Here is an 18470-nt window from a genome sequence, read left to right on the forward strand (position 1 = left end):
CTCAAGCGCGCTTGAGGTCAAGCTCCTTCCGCCCGAGGGCCAGGGACACGGCCCTCGGGGCGCTGTCGGCGGCGGTCGGTCCGGCGAAGCCGCCGCCGACGACGGTGACGCGGGGCATGGCCCGGGTCTTTCCCGGGTGCGCGATCGCCCGGTGCCGTGTCCTCCTGCGCGGACGGCGGACGGCGGACGGCGGACGCGCGGGCGGAGGGTGTGACACGCGGCCGACGGGACGGCGGAGCCGCAGGCGGGGGCGGGTGTCAGTGGCGGGGTGCAGCATGGGGGGCATGGCGAGGAGAGCGGCGGGCGGCGGTACGGCGACGGTGCGGGCGGCGCGGCGTCCGCAGGTGCGGCTGCCGGTGCTGGAGCCGTACACCGGCGGGGAGCTGGAGCCGGACGGCGACTACGACGGGCTGGAGTTCCGGGAGGAGGACCTCGCCGGACAGGACGGGGCGGGCGCCCGCTTCCTGGACTGCGCGCTGACGGCGTGCGCGCTGGACGGGACGTCACTGCCGCGCGCCCGGCTGCTCGACTCGGTCCTCACCGGCGCACGGGGCGTCGGCACGGACCTCGCCGAGGCCACCCTGCGCGATGTGGAGCTGCTCGACGCCCGGCTGGGCGGCACGCAGATGCACGGGGCCGTGCTGGAGCGGGTCCTGATCCGCGGCGGCAAGATCGACTGCCTGAATCTGCGCCGGTCCCGGCTCAAGGACGTCGTCTTCGAGGGCTGCGTGCTGATCGAGCCGGACTTCGGCGGCGCGCGCCTGGAGCGGGTCGCGTTCGTGGACTGCGCCCTGAAGGACGCGGACCTCGGTGCGGCGACCTTGACGGACGTCGACCTGCGCGGTGCCGCTCCGCTGGAGCTGGCCCGCGGCGTGGACCGGCTGGCCGGGGCGGTGATCAGCCCGGCCCAGCTGCTGGACCTGGCACCGGTGCTGGCGGCGGAGATGGGGGTGCGGGTGCTGGCGGAGGGGTAGGGGCCGGACGCGCGGGGCGGGGCTCAGGAGACGCGGGGGAAGCGGGCCTGGAGGGTCCAGATCGCCGGGTTCTCCGCCAGGTCCTCGTGCATGTCGGTGAGGTCGGCGATCAGGTCGTGCAGGAAGTCCCGGGCCTCCCGGCGCAGTGCGCTGTGCGAGAAGGACAACGGCGGTTCGGAGGCCGGCAGCCACTCCGCCTCGATGTCGACCCAGCCGAAGCGGCGCTCGAACAGCAGGCGGTCGGTGGACTCGGTGAAGTCCAACTCGGCGTGTTGCGGCCGGGCGGCCCGGGAGCCCGCCGGGTCCCGGTCGATGTGCTCCACGATGTCGCACAGCGCCCACGCGAAGTCCAGCACCGGCACCCATCCCCAGGCCGTGGAAATCTCCTGGTCCTTCCGGGTGTCGGCCAGGTACACGTCCCCGCAGAACAGGTCGTGCCGCAGGGCGTGGACGTCCGCGCGGCGGTAGTCGGTCTGCGGGGGGTCGGGAAAACGGGTGGAGAGGGCGTAGCCGATGTCGAGCACGCAGGTGATGGTGTCATGCCCTCGCCTGCGGGCCACCGCGGCACCGCGTCGGAGTAGGTTGCCCGGTGTGATCATCACTCCGCTCACGCTCGCCCCCGGCCACGACATCCCGGGCCCGCTCCTCACCGAGCTGACCGCCCTGTACGCGTCCCACCGCGCCTTCCACGCCCTCAGCGGCGACTTCCCCGACCCCGACGACATCCGTCCGGAACAGGTGGCGGCGGCGCTGGCCGACGAGTCGGCGCAGCCGGGCGCGGAGGTCCTGCTCGCCCGGGACGCGGGCCGGCTGGCCGGGATCGCGATCACCCTCGCCCGGCATCCCGACCCGGCCGACCCCGACCCGTGGATCGGCCTGCTGATGGTGGACGAGCGCCTGCGCCGGAAGGGCCACGGCAGGCGGCTCGCGTCCCTCGTCGAGGACCGCTTCCGGGCCGCGGGCCACGCCGGCCTGCGGCTCGCCGTCCTCGACGGCAACGGTGACGCCCTCGCCTTCTGGACCGCCCTCGGCTACGAGACCGTCGGTCACCGCCGGGACCTGCGCGCCGGCCGTCCCTGCACGGTGCTGCGCAAGCCGCTGCGCGTCCCGCGCCGCGCCGCCCGCGTCGCCGTGCTCGACCCGGACGGCGCGGTCTTCCTCCTGCGGTACGACAACGTCGAGGTCGGCGTGCACTGGGCGATGCCCGGCGGCGGCCTGGACGCGGGCGAGAGCCCCCGCGAGGGCGCCCTGCGCGAGCTGCGCGAGGAGACCGGCTGGACGGACCTGGAGCCCGGCCCGCTGCTGTGCACGTGGGAACACGACTTCACCCACCTGAGCGTGGGCCCGGTCCGCCAGCACGAGCACATCTACGTCGCCCGCGGCCCCCGGCGCGAGCCCACCGGCGCCCACCTCGCCGCCGCGCACGCCGCGGACGGCATCCTCACCTGGCGCTGGTGGAGCCGCGCGGACCTCGCCGAGGCCCCCGAGGCCCTGTGGCCGCCGGACCTGCCCCGGCTGCTCGACGCGTTCGAGGAGTGAGGCGCCGGCCGGCACCCCCGTCTCACGGGTGCTCCGGCTTCCCGTCCCCGTACAGCCAGTCGTCCCAGATCTCCGTGAAGTCCTCGTCGGGGGCCGACTTCTCCACGAACGCCGTGAAGTCGCCGGTGTCCGCGTTGCCGTGGCGGTGGGCGGCGGCCCAGTCGCGCAGCAGGGCGCGGAAGGCGTCGTCGCCGACCGTCTGCCGGATGCGGTGCAGCACCATCGCGCCGCGCTGGTAGACCGGGCTGTCGGAGATGTGGGCGGCACCGGACGGCTTGCCGGGCGGGAACGCCCAGACCGCCTCGTCCGCCTCCTCGTCGTCGAAGTAGGTCCCGTCGTAGAGCGCGTCGAAGGTCTCCTGCGCGGTGTGGCCGCCGTGGTCCTCCGCCCACAGCCACTCCGCGTAGGTCGCGAAGCCCTCGTTGAGCCACATGTCGCGCCAGGTCTTCGGCGTGACGGAGTCGCCGTACCACTGGTGGGCCAGCTCGTGGACGAGGGTCTCGGTGTCGGGGGCGCCGGGGAAGTAGGGCCGGGTCTGGGTCTCCAGGGCGTAGCCGGCGTCCTCCGGGCGGTCGACGATCGCGCCGGTGGAGGAGAAGGGGTACGGGCCGAAGACGTCCTGCTCCCACTTCACGATCGCGGGGATCCGCGCGAGGACCGTCCGGCTCGCGCCGGCCTGCTCCGGGTCGACGGCCGTGTACACCGGCAGGCCGTCCTCGGTGGCCGAGCGGCCGATCCGCCAGTCGCCGACGGCGACCGTGGCGACGTAGCTCGCCATCGGCTCGCCGGTGTGCCAGCGGAACGTCGTCCGGCCGCCCTTGGTCGTCTCACCGGTCAACTGCCCGTTGGAGACGACCCCGTAGTCCTCGGGGACGGTCACCGTGAGGTCGTACGTCGCCTTGTCGGAGGGGTGGTGGTTGCCGGGGAACCAGGCCATCGAGCCGATCGGCTCGCCGAGTCCGACCGCGCCGTCCTCGGTGGGCAGCCAGCCCTCCTCGGAGTCGTCCGGATCGGTCACGGTCTCGGGCTCGCCGGAGTACCGGACCCGCACGCGGAACGTCTCGCCGTCGCCCAGTTCGCCGGGCGGACGGACGGTCAGCTCCTGCCCGGCCCGGTTGAAGCGCGCTCCCCGGCCCCCGACGGTGACCTTCTCGACGTCCAGGCCCTTGAGGTCCAGGTTGAAGGCGGACAGGTCCCGGGTGGCACGTGCCGTGATCGTCGCCGTGCCGATGAGACGCCCGGTGCCGGGGTCGTAGTCGAGGACCAGGTCGTAGTGGCCGACGTCGTAGCCGCCGTTGCCCGCCTTCGGGAAGTACGGATCGCGCACACCCGAACCGCCGGGGGTGCCGTCGACACCACCGCCACCGCCACCGCTGCACGCCGCGAGGGCGGTGGCGGTGGCGGCGGCTACGAGCACTCGGGTCAGGCGCACCCCGCGATCCTATGGTGCGTTTCACGTGAAACGCCCGCCGGAACCGGCCACCGGTCCCACGGGGTCCGGGGGTGCCGTCCGGGGCCTGCCGGAGCCGGCCCGGTCCGGACGACAGGGCCTAGCGCAGTGCCTCCGCGCCCGCCTGCGCGAACTTCTCGTCCAGGGCGCCGGAGGGGGCGCCCGCGACGCCGATGCCGGCGATCGGCGCCTTGTCGGCGGTGACCGGGACGCCACCGCCCAGGAACAGCGTGCCCGGGATGTCCTTCAGGTTCGGCGCGTTCTCCAGGCGGCCCTCCAGCTCGGTGGTCGTGGCGTTCCAGGAGACGGCGGTGTACGCCTTCTTCACGGCCGACTCGTACGACTGCGGGCCGGCGCCGTCCCCGCGCATGGTGAGGATCGTGTTGCCGTTGCGGTCGACGACGGCGACCGTGACCCGCTGCCCGTCCTTCGCGGCCGCCTTCAGCGCGGCCTGGGCGGCCTTGGTCGCGGCGCCGATCGTCAGGTGCGTGGAGGTGGTGGTGTCGCGCTTGCCGGCCACGGCGGCGGCCGCCGCCGTGGCCGGGGCGGACTCCGGCGCCGAGGCGTTGGCCGCCACCGTGCCGAAGGTGCCCGCGGCGACGGCGGCGAGGACGGCGCCGCCGGTGGCGATACGGGCGCGCCGGGAAAGGGTCTTCTTCATGGTGGGTCTGCTCCTCGGGGTCGGGGCGGACGGTCCGCGTCGAGGCCCCTGCGGGCCGTCTCCGTCCGTCTGCCCTCCACCCTCCGTCCCGCAGGCGGGGTGCGCGGTTGCCGTTCCGGCTGCTCCCCGGTGACGGAACGGGCGACGGCGGGGTCGTCCGATCGGCTGACCCGTCCACCGTCCGGACAGGCCACCATGGGAGGGGACGCGCAGCTCGGCTTAGGAGGAGACGACGGTGGAGAGGAGGCGTGCGCGGATGCCGAAGCCCTACGACCCGGACACCCGGTGGCTCGGCGCCGTCCTGCACGCGGCGTTCTTCCTGCTGCTCGGCGGCGCCCTCGCCCGCTTCCTGCTGCGTCACCCCGGCGAGCCCCGCACCCCTTGGATCATCGCCCTGTCCCTCGCCCTCGCCGCGCTGCACCTGCTCGGGCCCGTGCTGAGCGGCGCCGGGGCGCGGGCCACCCGGCGGCGCCTGGCCTGGCTCGGCGCGGTGGTCGCGGTGTGGATGGTGCTCGTCGTCCTCGCGCCCAGCTTCTCCTGGTGCGCCGTGCCCCTCTTCTACACCGGCCTGCGGACCCTGCCGGCCCGGGCCGCGCTCGTGCTGGTGACCGTCCTGACGGTGTTCGTCGTCGCCGCGCAGCTCCGGCTCGCCGGGCGCTTCGACCCGAACCTGCTGCTCGCCCCGCCGGCCGTCGCCGCCATCGCCACGGCCGTGTTCCTGCACACCGAACGGCAGGCGGCCCGGCAGCGCGCCCTGATCGACGACCTGATCCGCACCCGCCGCGAACTCGCCGCCGCCGAACGCCGCGAGGGCACCCTCGCCGAACGCCAGCGGCTGTCCATGGAGATCCACGACACCCTCGCCCAGGGCCTGTCCAGCCAGCGCATGCTGCTCCAGGCCGCCGAGCGGGTCTGGGAGTTTGACCCGGGCAAGGCCCGCACCCACGTCCGGGGCGCCGCGTCCGTCGCCGAGCACAACCTCGCCGAGGCCCGCCGCTTCGTGCACGACCTCGCCCCGGCCGACCTCGCCCGCGGCGGCGGCCTGGTGGCGGCGCTGCGCGTCCTGGCCGAGCGGGAGTCCGGCGACCACCTCGCCGTGCGGGTCCACGTGGACGACGGCGGCCGGGCCCCGCTGCTGCCCGACCGCGTCCAGTCGGCCCTGCTGAGGATCGCCCAGGGCGCCCTGGCCAACGTCCGGGAGCACGCGGGCGCGTCCACCGCCGCGCTCACCCTCACCCTCCTCGACGACCAGGCCGTCCTGGACGTCACCGACGACGGCCACGGCTTCGACCCGGCCGCGCTGCCCGGCGCCCCGTCCGGGGTGCGCGGGCACGGACTGCCCGCCATGCGCGCCCGGCTGCGCGGGCTCGGCGGCACCCTGACCGTCGAGTCCGCGCCCGGCGAGGGCACCGTCCTGTCCGCCGCCGTCCCCCTCGACCCGCCCGGCCCGCCCCGCACCGGCCCGGCCGACCCGCTGGAGGCACCCCGATGACCGGACCGGCCGACCCGGGCGCCGCCGCGGCCCCCGTCCGCATCCTCGTCTGCGACGACCACGTCGTCGTGCGCGCCGGGCTGCTGGCCCTGCTCGACAGCGCCCCCGGCATCGAGGTGGCCGGCGAGGCCGGCACCGGGGAGGAGGCGCTCGCCCTCGCCGCGCGGCTGACGCCCGACGTGGTGCTGATGGACCTCCAACTCGGCGCGGGCATCGACGGCGTGGAGACCACGCGCCGCCTCACCGCCGGCGACGGCCCCTCCCCGCACGTCCTGGTGCTCACCACGTACGACACCGACGCCGACATCACCCGCGCCATCGAGGCCGGCGCGACCGGCTACCTGCTCAAGGCCGAGCGTCCCGAGGAGCTGTTCGCCGCGATCCACGCCGCCGCGCGCGGTCGTACGGCGCTGTCCGGGCCGGTCGCCAGCCGGGTCATGGCCAACATGCGCAGTCCGCGCCCCTCCCTCACCGACCGCGAACGCGACATCCTGGCCCAGCTCGCCACCGGTCTCGGCAACCGGGATATCGCCCGGGCCCTGTTCATCAGCGAGGCCACGGTGAAGACGCACCTGCGCCGCATCTACGACAAGCTCGGCGTCGACACCCGCGCGGGCGCGGTGGCGGTGGCGAAGGAACAGCGCCTGCTGCCGTGACGCCGAAGGCCCCCCGGCACACGGCCGGGGGGCCTTCGTACGTGAGGAACGGACGGGCGGACGTCAGACGTTCACGCCGAAGTCCTGGGCGATGCCCACCAGGCCCGAGGCGTAGCCCTGGCCGACGGCGCGGAACTTCCACTCGGCGCCGTTGCGGTACAGCTCGCCGAAGACCATGGCGGTCTCGGTGGCCGCGTCCTCGGACAGGTCGTAGCGGGCGATCTCGGCGCCGCCGGCCTGGTTGACGATGCGGATGTAGGCGTTGCGGACCTGGCCGAAGTTCTGCGAGCGGTTCTCCGCGTCGTAGATCGAGACCGGGAAGACGATCTTGTCGATGTCGGCCGGCAGGGCGGCCAGGTTGACGTTGATCGCCTCGTCGTCGCCGGCGCCCTCACCGGTGCGGTTGTCACCGGTGTGGACGATCGTGTTGTCCGGGGTCTGTTTGTTGTTGAAGAACACGAAGTGGGCGTCGGAGTAGACCTTGCCCTGCGTGTTGACCGCGATCGCGGAGGCGTCGAGGTCGAAGTCGGTGCCGGTGGTGGTGCGGACGTCCCAGCCGAGGCCCACGGTGACTTCGGTCAGGCCCGGAGCCTCCTTGGTGAGCGAGACGTTGCCACCCTTGGACAGGCTTACAGCCATTGTTCGGGAGTCCCTTCCCTCGTTTACGTACGGCAAGAAAGCTACAGCTACCCCCATGAACGACGAGAGGGGTAGGCAAGGTTCCAGGTCTCTTTACTTTCTTTACCGAGTTCTGGACCGGGCCGGGCCGGGGAGGGCCGGGTCCGGCCGGGGATATTGGGGTGACGTGGACCGGCCGGGGACGGGAACATGGACGGCATGTCCGGTCCCCACGTCATCCGCGGCTCCGTCTCGCTCCCCGAGTCCGAGCTCGTCTGGCGTTTCTCGCGGTCCTCGGGGCCCGGCGGACAGCACGTCAACACCACGGACACGCAGGTGGAGCTCCGCTTCGACCTGGCGCGCACCGAGGCGCTGCCCGAGGTGTGGAAGCGGCGGGCGCTGGAGCGGCTGGCCGGGCGGCTGAGCGACGGGGTCGTCACCGTGCGGGCCTCCGAGCACCGCTCGCAGTGGCGCAACCGCGAGGCCGCCGCCGTGCGCCTCGCGGCTCTGCTCGCCGAGGCCACCGCGCCCCCGCCCCGGCCGCGCAGGCCGACCCGCGTGCCGCGCGGCATCAACGAGCGCCGCCTGCGGGAGAAGAAGCAGCGCTCCGAGACCAAGCGGGGCCGGTCCCCGAAGAACTGGGACTGACCGCCGCCCCGTCCGCGCGGGCGCCGCTACCGGTCCAGCTCCAGCACGCCCACCGTCTCGCTCTCGGCCTTCTCGCCGTTCGGGCGGAAGCCGAGGCGCAGGTAGAAGTCCTCGGGGCCGTCCTCGCCGGGGTGCCAGGTGACGAAGCACTCGTTGCCGCCGCGGCGGCGGATCTCGGCGGCCACCGACTCCACGGCGAAGCGGCCGTAGCCCCGGCCCTGCTCGTCGGCGGCGATGTTCAGGCGCCACAGGCCGGAGCGCAGCGCGCTGCCGTCGTCGTACCAGTCGATGTCGAAGAAGCCCATGAGGAAGCCGACGGGACGGTCGCCGTCGACGATCAGCCGGGGCCAGGCCTTTTCGGAGTGGACGTAGGCCTCGGCGAGGGACTTCACCACCGGGGAGACGGCGAACTCCTGCTCGGGGCGCACGCGTATCGCGAGGGCGGCCTCGATGTTCGCGGGGGTGATGCGCTCCAGGCGGAGCGCGGCGCTGGTCGTCATGCGCGCACCCTAGGCAGGCGCCCGCACGCCGGACGAGCGAATTAGCGCTCAGCCCAACTGCCGGTACCGCCCCCGGAAGTACGTCAGCGGCCCCCCGTCCGCGCTCGGCACCGAGGCGGTCAGGACGCGGCCGATCACCAGGGTGTGGTCCCCGGCCGGCACGCGCTGCTCGGTGCGGCACTCCAGGGTCGCCAGGGCGCCGCCCACCAGCGGCGCCCCCGAGACCTCGCCCCGTACGCAGGGGATGTCCGCGAACAGGAGCCGGTCGCTGACGCGGCCCTTCATCGCGAAGCGCCCCGCGATGTGCCGCTGGTTCTCGGACAGCACGGAGACCGCCCACACGGGCTGTTCGCCGAGCAGGTCGTCCATGCGGGACCCCTCGCGCAGGCTGACGAGGACGAGCGGCGGGTCCAGGGACACGGACATGAAGGCCGTGGCCGTCATGCCCACGTCCTCGCCGCGCGGCGCCCCGGGGTCGTCGGGGTCGAGCGGCGGCTCCTGCGCGGTCACCAGGACCACGCCCGAGGCCAGCCGGGACATGACGGCGCGGAACTCGTCGTTGCTCACCCCCTCAGGGTGCCCGGAGACCGGTGAGGTCAACGGGGACGCGGAGGACGTGGGGGACGCGAGCGGGGGAGTGTTCGACACCCCGCCACGCTAGTCGCCGGGTCCCCGGCCCGGCATCGGCCCCCGGCCCGAACCGGGACCTAGGACCGGCCTAGGACCCCCGCAGGAGTGCGGCGGGGGAGCCGCGGGAGGAGTCGTGCGCATGGCTACAAATTTTGCGTTCAGTAAACGCACGCGGAAAACGCAGAATCACCACTCAATTGTTCATCTTTGGTTGTGACTTGAGTCACAAGGGACATTAATTGTTGACCCTGTGTACCGAGTGGGCAGCGCGCTGTGATTCAGTGGCGGAAGTTGGTAGGACGATACGCCGAAGAGAACCCTTGATTCGCTGCGAGGTCTCGGGGGGAGGGCGAGCATGGAGACCGAGTCGGAGCCCTACGTCCGTCTTGCGTCCCTGCGGCAGCTGCACCAGGTCATGGCCGAGATGAACAAGGCCCGCAGCCTGGCCGACACCCTGCAGGCCGTCGCCGACGGCGTCGTCCAGGCCCTCGGGTACGAGCTGGCGTGCGTCAACCTGGTCCGTCCCGACGGCGACCTCGTCGTCGCGGCCTTCTCCGGCAACCAGGCCGCCGAGGCGCTGATCACCGGCCGGGTCGGTTCCCGCGCGTCCTGGGACCGCCGCCTGACCATGGGCGAGCAGTGGGGCGACCTGATCTTCATACCCCATACCGAGGGCTGGGTCCTCGACGACGACGACGTCCCGCAGTGGTACACCGACGGGCCCGCGCCCCGCTTCGAGGACGAGTGGCACCCCTCGGACCGGCTCTTCGCCCCCCTGTACGCGCCCGGCCCGCAGCGCGGCGACGCCAGCGGCGAGCTGATCGGCGTCCTGTCCGTGGACCGTCCGCGCAACGGCCGCCGCCCCGGCGCCTGGGGCCGCGAAGCCCTGCAGATGTACGCCTTCCAGGCCGCCATCGCCATCAGCAACGCCCGCCTGCGCTCCAACATGCAGCGCGCCCTGGTCCGCCTCGAACGCGACCAGCAGGCCCTCCGGGCGAGTGAGGAAAGCTTCCGGCAGGCCTTCGAGTACGCCCCCTCCGGCATGGCCATCGCCGAGATGGGCGGCGACCAGCACGGCCGCATCCTGCGCACCAACGACGCCCTGTGCCGCCTGCTGGGCCGCCCCGCCTCCGCGATGCGCCGCTACGCCTTCTCCGACCTCGTGCACCCCGAGGACATCGGCACCCTGCTGCGCACCTCCGCCGAGGGCGGCCGGGCCGAGCTGCGCCTGGGCCGCCGCGACGGCACCTACGTCTGGGTCTCCCTGCGCAACAGCGTCGTCGCCGACGCCGCCGACGGGCCCCGCTTCCTGCTCACCCACGTCGAGGACATAGAGGAGCGCAAACGCCGCGAGCTCCAGCTCGCCCACCGCGCCTCCCACGACTCCCTCACCGGCCTGCCGAACTCCGCCGAGCTGCGCGCCCGGCTCGCCGCCCGGCTGTGCCGGCGCCCGCAGTCCCCGCACGCGGCGGTGGCCGACGCGATGGACGCGGCCTACGGGCACCCCGTCATCGACTCCGGGGGCCACACCTTCGACTTCCGCTCCGGCGCCGATCCCTACGGGGCCTACGACCACCACGTGCACACCGTCGCCCCCGGCGACGGGCCGGACGACGGCGCCAAGGGGCTCGCGGTCCTCTTCTGCGACCTGGACGGCTTCAAGTCGATCAACGACCGGTTCGGGCACAACGCGGGCGACGCCGTCCTCATCGAGGTCGCCCGCCGGCTCGGCGGCGGGGTGCGCGACGGCGACACGGTGGCCCGGCTCGGCGGCGACGAGTTCGTCATCCTCGCCGACGGGCTCGGCCGGGCCGACGCCGAGGACCTCGCCGTACGGCTGCGCAACGAGATCATCCAGCCGATCCGGGCCGAGGGACGGGCCGTCCGCGTCGGCGCCAGCTTCGGCATCGGGTGGGCCCACTGCGGCATGACGGCGGACGAAGTCCTGAAGTCCGCCGACGAGCGGATGTACGTCGAGAAACGATCTCGTCCCAAACAGCACCGCCGTGCCGGATGAACCCCAGGTCAGCGGGTTGAGGCCGACCGAGCCACCCGTTCGGGTCAGTGGGAGCAGGTAGGCTCGCCCTCTCACCACCTGTACCGCAAACGCACCGCATCTGGTTAGGAGACCTAGGGATGACGCCCGGCAACAACGGCGCGAGCACGCCCGAGGACGACGACCCGTTCGGCTACCTGTACGCCGACGGGCAGGCCAACGGAGCCCAGCCGCCGTCCGGTGGCTACGGCTACCCGAACTCCGTCAACCGGGTGCGTCCCGTCGGCACACGGCAGTACGGGGCACCGCAGGCCCCGGCCGCCGCGTACGGCCAGGCGGCCCCGCAGCAGCAGGGCGCCTACGGCAGGCCGAACGCGCACTACGCCGCGCCGGAGACGCTTCCCGGCGGCGGTGCCCCCACCGCCCCGCAGCAGCCGCCCCGCGCCGCCGGCGGCGGACGCCGCGGGCCCAACACCAAGGGCCTGCTGATCGGCGCGGTCGCGGTGGTCGCCGCGGTCGTCATCGGCATCGCCGTGGCGATGACCAGCAGCGGCACGGACGACGACAAGGGCGGCGACGAGGCGGTCGGCGACCCCACCCCCACCCAGACCCAGAGCACCGACCCGAGCCCGTCGGCGAGCAGCAGCGCCGACGAGGAGGTGAAGCTGCCGTCGGCCCAGGCGGGCGAGCTGCAGCTGTCGCCCGGCGTGGCGACGGCCTCGGACGTCGAGGGCGCCGAGTCGGACGGCGGCGCCTACGTGGCCAACCTCAACCAGCCCGGCGCCTCGGTCACCTGGACCGTCAACGGCATCCCCGAGGACGGCGTCTACACCCTCTTCGCCCGCTTCAGCGCGGCCGGCGAGGACCAGTCGATGACGCTCACGGTCAACGGCAAGCCGTTCGGCAGCAAGATGAACCTGGGCAACTTCGCGCACGCCGCGGACGGCGACTTCGCCAAGGGCTGGACCAAGACCTACGCCTGGCCCACGCTCAACAAGGGCACGAACACGATCTCGCTGTCCTGCGGGGACGGCGACAAGTGCAACATCCTGCTGGACCAGCTCTCCCTGAAGAAGGGCCAGGTCAAGGACTAGGGCCGTCGTCCGGACCGTGCCGGGGCCGCGGGGTCCGGCACGGTCCGGACGCCTCCCCCGGGCGGGTCACGCCGCGTCGGCCTCCGCCGTGACCGCGACGCCCCGGCCGAGCAGCTCCTCGTACGCCGCCCGGTCGAACTCGCCCGCCACCGGCGACAGCACCGTCGCCGCGGACAGGGCGACCGCGCGGGTCAGGCGGTCCGGCCAGGGCAGGTGCTCCACCAGGCCCGACAGCAGGCCCGCGACCGCGGAGTCGCCCGCGCCGGTCGGGTTGCCGCGGACGTGCGCGGGCGGGACCGCCCGCCACCGGCCCTCGGGGGTCACCGCGAGCAGACCGTCGGCGCCCAGGGAGGCCACCACGGACCGGGCGCCGCGGCGCCGGGCGGCCTGGGTGGCCCGCAGCGGCTCGTGCGAACCGGTCAGCTCGGCCAGTTCGCCGGCGTTCGGCTTGATCATGTCCGGGCGGGCGGCGACGCCCCGGCGCAGCGGCTCCCCGCTGGTGTCCAGCAGCACCGGCACGCCCGCCGCGCGCGCGGTGCGCACCAGCCCGGCGTAGGCGCCCACCGGCACGCCCGGCGGCAGGCTGCCGCACAGGGCGACCGCCGAGGCGCCGGCGAGCAGGTCCGCGTAGACCTCCTGGAAGGCGTTCCACTCGGCGGGGGCGACGGCCGGGCCCGGCTCGTTGAGCTGGGTGGTGTCGCCGGTGCGCTCGTCGACGACGGCGATGGTGCGGCGGGTCGCCCCGGCGACCGGCACGAGCGCGTCGGTCACCCTCCGCACCCCGGTCAGTCCTTCCCGCACGACGCGTCCGGTGGTGCCGCCCGCGAAGCCGGTCACGGTCGTCTCGTGTCCGAGGGCCGCGAGCACCCGGGCCACGTTCAGCCCCTTGCCGCCCGGGCGTTCCGTCACGTCGGTGACCCGGTGGGAGGCGTGGGGCCGCAGGGCCGGGACGCGGTAGGTGATGTCGAGAGCGGTGTTCAGCGTGACCGTGAGTATCACCCGTGCCGACCTCCCCCGATGGTCTGTGTCCGCCATGTGCGCCGAAGACGTTGTCCGGAGTCACGATCATGCCAAACGGACGGCCGTCGGCCCAGCCCCCGCCCGGTCGCCGCGGGCGGCCCGGAGACGGTCCCGGGGAGGGGCCCGGTACGGATCAGCCCAGGTGGGGACCGACCACCCATTCGCCCCGGCGCATCACGCCCACCAGGTCGAACCCGGCGTCGAGAACCACCAGATCGGCGTCCTTGCCGGGCTCCAGCGAGCCGATCCGGTCGTCGAGGCCGAGCAGCCGGGCCGGGTTGGCGGAGATCGCGGCGACGACGTCCTCGACGGGCAGCCCGTCCACCGTCACCGCCCGCTTGAAGGCGCGGTCCAGGGTGAGCGTGGAGCCGGCGATCGAGCCGCCCTCCACCAGCCGGGCCACGCCGTCGGCGACCTCGACCTCCATCGGACCGAGCATGTAGCGGCCGTCGCCGAAGCCGGCCGCGTCCATCGCGTCGGTGATGAAGGCGACCCGGGACGCGCCCGCGTGGTGGAAGGCCAGCCGGAGCGCGGCCGGGTGCAGGTGGGTGCCGTCGTTGATCAGCTCGACGGTGATCCGCTCGTCCTCCAGCAGGGCGGTGATGGGGCCGGGCGAGCGGTGGCCGAGCGGCGGCATGGCGTTGAACAGGTGCGTGGCGACGCTCGCGCCCGCGTCGATGGCCTGGAGCGTCTGCTCGTAGGTCGCGTCGGTGTGCCCGACGGCCGCGATCACGCCGTGCTCGGTGAGCAGCCGCACGGAGTCCAGGCCGCCCGGCAGCTCGGTGGCCAGCGTCATCATCTTCGCGTGGCCGTGCGCGGCGTCGATCAGCTTGCGCACCTCGGCCGGGTCGGGGTCGCGCAGCAGCTCCTCGTCGTGCGCGCCCTTGCGGCACGGGGAGATGAACGGCCCCTCGAAGTGGATGCCGGCGATGTCGCCCTGCTGGGCGAGCTCGGCGAGCACCCCGGCCTGCCGGGCGAGGAAGTCCAGGTCGCCGGTGACGGCGGAGGCGACCACCGTGGTGGTGCCGTGCAGGCGGTGGGTGCGGACGCCCTCGAGGACGTCCTCGGCCGCGCCGCCGGTGAAGGAGGCGCCGCCGCCGCCGTGGTTGTGGAGGTCGACGAAGCCGGGGACCACCCAGTGGCCGGCGAGGTCGACGGTCTCCGCGTCCGGGGGCGCGGTGTCCGCGATCCGTGTGCCGTCGACGATCACGCGGCCGTCGTCCACGGTGCCGGTGGGCAGTACCACCCGGGCACCGGCGAGAACCTTGCTTGGGGCCATCAGGTGGTTACCTCCGGGGGAGTCGCGGTCGTGGGAGTGGTGTCGAGCAGGTCCCAGGCCAGGAGCCCGGCACCGAGGCAGCCGGCGGTGTCCCCCAGGGCCGCGGGGACGATCTCCGGCGGCTTCTGGAAGGTGACGCGCCGCCGGACGGCGTCCCGCAGCGGTGTGAACAAGGTTTCCCCGGCCTCGGCGAGGCCGCCACCGATGATCAGGACGCGCGGGTCCAGCAGGGTGAGCGCGGTGACAAGGCCGTCGGCGAGCGCGTCCACGGCGTCCTGCCACACGCGGACGGCGCGGGCGTCGCCCGACTCGACGGCCTTGGCGCAGTCGGCGGCGTCCGCCCGCGGGTCGCCCGAGGCCTCGGCCCAGGCCTGGCTGACGGCCGACGCGGACGCGAACCGCTCCAGGCAGCCGCGCTGCCCGCACGGGCACGGGGTGCCGCCGGGGCGTACGACGACGTGGCCGATCTCGCCCGCGAAGCCGTGGGCGCCCGCCTCCACCCGGCCGTCGATGCCGATGGCGCCCGCGATGCCGGTGCCCAGCGGCACGAACAGGAACCGGTCGGCGCCCCGCCCGGCCCCGATGCGGCCCTCGGCGAGCCCGCCGGTGCGCACGTCGTGGCCGAGGGCGACCGGGATGCCGCCGAGCCGCTCGCCGAGCAGCGCGCGCAGGGGCACGTCGTGCCAGCCGAGGTTGGCGGCGTACACGGCGGTGCCGCGCTCCTCGTCGATGATGCCGGGGACGGCGACACCGGCCGCGACGGCGCCCTCGCCGAACCGGTCGGCGCCCAGGGCGCGCAGTTCGGCGGCGAAGTCCAGGATCCCCGCGACGACGGCCTCGGGGCCGCGGTCGCGTCCGGTGGCGCGGCGGGCCCGGTGCAGCAGCTCGCCCCCCGGCCCCGCCAGGGCGGCCTTCATCCCGGTGCCGCCCACATCGAGGGCGATGACATGTCTCACGGGGACAGTGTGGCCCGTACACCCGGGAGAGGTCTAGTCCATTGGGGTGGTGTAGACCTTAGTCCGGTAAGCGGACGAACGAACCGATGGACACAGGACAGGGGCGGGGCAGGAACGTGCGGCGGCACAGGACAGGAACGATCGCGGCGGTGTCGGCCCTGGGGCTGACGGCGGTCCTAGGCGGCTGCGGAATCACCGGCGGCTCCGACGAGGTGACGCTGAAGCTGGTCGCCGCCGACTACGGCGACAACAAGGACAACAGCTCCCAGGGGTACTGGGACGAGCTGGCCAAGTCCTTCGAGGCCAAGCACCCCGACGTGCACGTGGACGTCACCGTCTACTCCTGGAACGACGTCGACCGCAAGGTCCGCGAGATGGTCGAGGCCGGCGAGGCCCCCGACATGGCGCAGATCGGCGCCTACGCCGACTACGCGGCCGAGGACCTGCTCTACCGGGCCGACGACGTGCTCTCCATCCCCGTCCAGGCCGGCTTCGTCTCCCAGCTGGCCACCGCCGGCCAGGTGCACGGCGTCCAGTACGGCCTGCCGTTCGCCGCCTCCACCCGCGTCCTCTTCTACAACAAGACCCTCTTCGCCAAGGCCGGCGTCACCCCGCCCAAGACCTGGGACGACCTCGCCGAGGCGGCCGAGGCGCTGAAGGCCGAGGGCGTGAAGTACCCGTACGCGCTGCCGCTGGGCCCCGAGGAGGCGCCGGCCGAGACCATGCAGTGGATGCTGAGCGGCGGGGGCGGCTACACCGACGACGTCGGCACCTACTCCGTCGACTCCCCGCAGAACGCCACCACCTTCACCTGGCTCAGGGACGAACTGGTCGGCAAGGGGCTCACCGGCCCCGTCGCCCCCGGCAGGCTCAACCGCGCCGACGCCTTCGCCGCCTTCGCGAACGGCGAGGTCGGCATGCTCAACGGGCACCCGACGCTGATGAAGATGGCGTCCGACAAGGGCGTGAAGTACGGCATGGTGCAGACCCCCGGCGTCGACGGCGTCAGCAAGAACACCCTCGGGGTCACCGACTGGATGACGGCCTTCAAGAAGAACGGCCACCAGGAGGAGATCGGCGACTTCCTCGACTTCGTCTACAGCGACGAGAACGTCCTCGACTTCTCCCGCCGGTACGACCTGCTGCCGGTCACCACCTCCGCGTCCGAGGCGATGAGCGCGGCGGCCGAGGACGAGCACCTGAGGCCCTTCCTGGACGAACTGCTGCTCTCCGAGCTCTACCCGGTCGGCAAGACGTCCTGGGCGGCGGTCAGCGCGGACGTGAAGAAGCGCATCGGCCAGGCGGTCGCCCCCGGCGGCAGCCCCGCCGAGGTGCTCGGCCAGATCCAGGCGACGGCGAACCTGTCGGACAGCGCCGAATAGCGCCGCTGTCGGTGGCGGGCGTTACGGTGCCGTACATGGACCTCGGAGCAAGGGAGCGCGGCATCCTCGCGCTGGAGCGCCGCGGCTTTCCGGGCCCCGGCGCGAAGGAACGCGCGATCCGCGAGGAACTGGGCCTGGCCCCCGTCCGCTACTACCAGCTCCTCAACGCCCTCCTGGACGACCCGCGCGCGCTGGCCCTCGACCCGGTGACGGTCAACCGGCTGCGCCGGGTGCGGGAGTCCCGGCGCGGCGAGCGCTGAGGTTCTTTCCCGCGCCCGCGGGATAGGTTCGCCGTATGGGCAGCCACAAGGAATCCACCCCCGACTCCCGGGTCCCCGCGGACCACCTGCCGACGCCCGCGACCGAGGCCGGCCGCGAAGGGCTCGACGCCTTCCTCGCGGACCCCGGCCGTGCGGTGATCGCGCTCGACTTCGACGGCACGCTCGCCCCGATCGTGCCGGACCCCGACCGGGCCCGCGCCCACCCGGACGCGGTGCCCGCGCTCGCGGCCCTCGCCCCGAAGGTCGCCTCCGTCGCGGTGATCACCGGCCGCCCGGCCGAGGTCGCCGTCCACCACGGAGGCTTCGCGGACGTCCCCGGCCTGGACCACCTCGTCGTCCTCGGCCACTACGGCGCCGAGCGCTGGGACGCCGCCACCGGCACCGTCACCGCCCCGCCGCCCCACCCGGGGGTGGCCGCCGTCCGGGCCGAGCTGCCGGGGCTGCTGGACGCCGCCGGTGCCGGGCCGGGCGCCTGGATCGAGGAGAAGGGCCGGGCGGTCGCGGTGCACACCCGCCGCGCGGCCGATCCGCAGGCCGCGTTCGAGGCCCTGCGGACGCCCCTGGCCGACCTGGCGGCCCGTCACGGACTCGTCGTCGAACCGGGGCGCATGGTGCTGGAGCTGCGGCCGCCCGGCATGGACAAGGGGGTCGCGCTGCGGGAGTACGCGCGGGAGACGGACGCCGGGTCGGTCCTTTTCGCCGGGGACGACCTCGGTGACCTGCCGGCCTTCGCGGCGGTCGCCGCCCTGCGCGCCGAGGGCACCCCGGGCCTCCTGGTGTGCAGCGGCAGTGACGAGGTGACGGAACTGAGGCGACGCGCGGACCTGGAGGTGGACGGCCCGGCCGGGGTGGTGGCCCTCCTGGGCGCCCTCGCGGGCCGCCTGGCCTGAGACGATGTCACGGGGACGACCTCCGTCCGTCACAGACCTGTCCTGACGCCACGGGCGGGACAACCGGGTCCCGGGCCGCACGCTCCTCAGAACCGTAAGGCCCGCCCGATGAGGCCCAAACCGTGGAGGACAACGTCATGCCCGCTCGGAAGTTCCCGATGCTCGCCCTCGCCGTCGTGGCCGCCGGCCTGTCGCTCACCGCCTGCAGCAGCGGCGGCGGCGCCGACAGCGCCGCGCCCTCCACCGCGACGACGCGCGTCGCCCAGCCCTCCACCGCCACGGCGGGGGCCTCCGCCGGCGGGACGGCGTCCGCCGGCGGCACGGCCTCCGCCGCCCCCGGCAAGGAGGGGGTGAAGTGCACGGACCGGATGGACTACGCGGGGGACCCGAGGTCGAACGCGGAG

The 18470-nt window shown here is 74.1% G+C and carries 19 protein-coding genes and 1 pseudogene; 11 read left to right on the forward strand and 9 right to left on the reverse strand.

Annotated elements, in window-relative coordinates; genetic code table 11:
• The first annotated feature begins 284 nt into the window (after window positions 1-284).
• Window positions 285-974 (forward strand): pentapeptide repeat-containing protein, encoded by a 690-nt coding sequence (locus tag ACZ4V6_RS23310; protein WP_467830516.1) that lies wholly within the window; start codon window positions 285-287, stop codon window positions 972-974.
• A gap of 23 nt (window positions 975-997) precedes the next feature.
• Here ACZ4V6_RS23310 and ACZ4V6_RS23315 read toward each other — a convergent pair whose 3' ends face one another.
• Window positions 998-1498, reverse strand: a complete 501-nt coding sequence (locus ACZ4V6_RS23315) for a hypothetical protein (protein ID WP_467830519.1) — start codon at window positions 1496-1498, stop codon at window positions 998-1000.
• 67 nt (window positions 1499-1565) lie between these two features.
• Here ACZ4V6_RS23315 and ACZ4V6_RS23320 point away from each other — a divergent pair, with 67 nt between their 5' ends.
• Window positions 1566-2513, forward strand: coding sequence for a bifunctional GNAT family N-acetyltransferase/NUDIX hydrolase (locus tag ACZ4V6_RS23320; protein ID WP_467830521.1), 948 nt, complete (start codon window positions 1566-1568; stop codon window positions 2511-2513).
• Between the two features lie 22 nt (window positions 2514-2535).
• Here the strand turns inward: ACZ4V6_RS23320 and ACZ4V6_RS23325 are convergent, their stop codons facing one another.
• Both ACZ4V6_RS23325 and ACZ4V6_RS23330 read right to left on the reverse strand, forming a co-directional pair.
• The gene (locus tag ACZ4V6_RS23325) at window positions 2536-3945 is read right to left on the reverse strand and encodes a M1 family metallopeptidase (protein ID WP_467830524.1); all 1410 of its coding nucleotides are present in this window, start codon (window positions 3943-3945) and stop codon (window positions 2536-2538) included.
• A gap of 118 nt (window positions 3946-4063) precedes the next feature.
• Entirely contained in the window at window positions 4064-4624 is a 561-nt protein-coding gene (locus ACZ4V6_RS23330; RefSeq protein WP_467830527.1) for a GlcG/HbpS family heme-binding protein, read from the reverse strand.
• 256 nt (window positions 4625-4880) lie between these two features.
• Between ACZ4V6_RS23330 and ACZ4V6_RS23335 the strand changes: the two genes are divergently transcribed.
• Both ACZ4V6_RS23335 and ACZ4V6_RS23340 read left to right on the forward strand, forming a co-directional pair.
• A complete protein-coding gene (locus tag ACZ4V6_RS23335) occupies window positions 4881-6116 on the forward strand; it encodes a sensor histidine kinase (RefSeq protein ID WP_467830530.1) in 1236 nt (411 codons plus the stop codon).
• The gene (locus ACZ4V6_RS23340) at window positions 6113-6772 is read left to right on the forward strand and encodes a response regulator (RefSeq protein WP_467830533.1); all 660 of its coding nucleotides are present in this window, start codon (window positions 6113-6115) and stop codon (window positions 6770-6772) included. Before ACZ4V6_RS23335 ends, ACZ4V6_RS23340 begins: the two co-directional genes overlap by 4 nt.
• Before the next feature lie 63 nt (window positions 6773-6835).
• On the opposite strand, the gene ACZ4V6_RS23345 is transcribed toward ACZ4V6_RS23340, so the two are convergent.
• A complete protein-coding gene (locus ACZ4V6_RS23345) occupies window positions 6836-7411 on the reverse strand; it encodes a TerD family protein (protein ID WP_019326664.1) in 576 nt (191 codons plus the stop codon).
• Between the two features lie 189 nt (window positions 7412-7600).
• Between ACZ4V6_RS23345 and arfB the strand changes: the two genes are divergently transcribed.
• Window positions 7601-8038 carry an alternative ribosome rescue aminoacyl-tRNA hydrolase ArfB gene (arfB, locus tag ACZ4V6_RS23350; protein ID WP_467830537.1) on the forward strand — a complete coding sequence of 146 codons (438 nt, stop codon included), beginning with the start codon at window positions 7601-7603 and terminating at the stop codon, window positions 8036-8038.
• Window positions 8039-8064: 26 nt separating this feature from the next.
• Here arfB and ACZ4V6_RS23355 read toward each other — a convergent pair whose 3' ends face one another.
• Complete coding sequence (locus ACZ4V6_RS23355; RefSeq protein WP_467830540.1) at window positions 8065-8538, reverse strand: GNAT family N-acetyltransferase; 474 nt, start codon at window positions 8536-8538, stop codon at window positions 8065-8067.
• Between the two features lie 48 nt (window positions 8539-8586).
• On the reverse strand, window positions 8587-9186 hold the full coding sequence (locus ACZ4V6_RS23360; RefSeq protein WP_467830543.1) for a flavin reductase family protein: 600 nt from the start codon (window positions 9184-9186) through the stop codon (window positions 8587-8589).
• Window positions 9187-9523: 337 nt separating this feature from the next.
• Here ACZ4V6_RS23360 and cdgB point away from each other — a divergent pair, with 337 nt between their 5' ends.
• Window positions 9524-11185: a diguanylate cyclase CdgB gene (gene cdgB, locus ACZ4V6_RS23365; protein WP_467830546.1), complete on the forward strand. Its 1662-nt coding sequence runs from the start codon at window positions 9524-9526 to the stop codon at window positions 11183-11185.
• Window positions 11186-11304: 119 nt separating this feature from the next.
• Window positions 11305-12258: a carbohydrate-binding protein gene (locus tag ACZ4V6_RS23370; RefSeq protein ID WP_467830549.1), complete on the forward strand. Its 954-nt coding sequence runs from the start codon at window positions 11305-11307 to the stop codon at window positions 12256-12258.
• A 66-nt stretch (window positions 12259-12324) separates the two neighbouring features.
• On the opposite strand, the gene ACZ4V6_RS23375 is transcribed toward ACZ4V6_RS23370, so the two are convergent.
• From ACZ4V6_RS23375 to ACZ4V6_RS23385, 3 genes are all read right to left on the reverse strand, one after another.
• Complete coding sequence (locus ACZ4V6_RS23375) at window positions 12325-13257, reverse strand: 1-phosphofructokinase family hexose kinase (protein WP_467830552.1); 933 nt, start codon at window positions 13255-13257, stop codon at window positions 12325-12327.
• A gap of 154 nt (window positions 13258-13411) precedes the next feature.
• The gene (gene nagA / locus ACZ4V6_RS23380; RefSeq protein WP_467830554.1) at window positions 13412-14557 is read right to left on the reverse strand and encodes an N-acetylglucosamine-6-phosphate deacetylase; all 1146 of its coding nucleotides are present in this window, start codon (window positions 14555-14557) and stop codon (window positions 13412-13414) included.
• Window positions 14557-15513: an ROK family protein gene (locus ACZ4V6_RS23385; RefSeq protein WP_467830556.1), complete on the reverse strand. Its 957-nt coding sequence runs from the start codon at window positions 15511-15513 to the stop codon at window positions 14557-14559. Before ACZ4V6_RS23385 ends, nagA begins: the two co-directional genes overlap by 1 nt.
• 86 nt (window positions 15514-15599) lie before the next feature.
• Between ACZ4V6_RS23385 and ACZ4V6_RS23390 the strand changes: the two genes are divergently transcribed.
• The 4 genes and pseudogenes from ACZ4V6_RS23390 to ACZ4V6_RS23405 all read left to right on the forward strand — a co-directional run.
• On the forward strand, window positions 15600-16895 hold the full coding sequence (locus ACZ4V6_RS23390; protein WP_467830558.1) for an ABC transporter substrate-binding protein: 1296 nt from the start codon (window positions 15600-15602) through the stop codon (window positions 16893-16895).
• A 35-nt stretch (window positions 16896-16930) separates the two neighbouring features.
• Window positions 16931-17155 (forward strand): DUF3263 domain-containing protein, encoded by a 225-nt coding sequence (locus tag ACZ4V6_RS23395; RefSeq protein WP_189234064.1) that lies wholly within the window; start codon window positions 16931-16933, stop codon window positions 17153-17155.
• Between the two features lie 35 nt (window positions 17156-17190).
• The gene (gene otsB / locus ACZ4V6_RS23400) at window positions 17191-18066 is read left to right on the forward strand and encodes a trehalose-phosphatase (RefSeq protein ID WP_467830562.1); all 876 of its coding nucleotides are present in this window, start codon (window positions 17191-17193) and stop codon (window positions 18064-18066) included.
• Window positions 18067-18203: 137 nt separating this feature from the next.
• A pseudogene (locus ACZ4V6_RS23405) lies at window positions 18204-18470 on the forward strand (hypothetical protein); the annotation flags it as partial.

This window comes from Streptomyces sp. NPDC029152 (assembly GCF_055564355.1).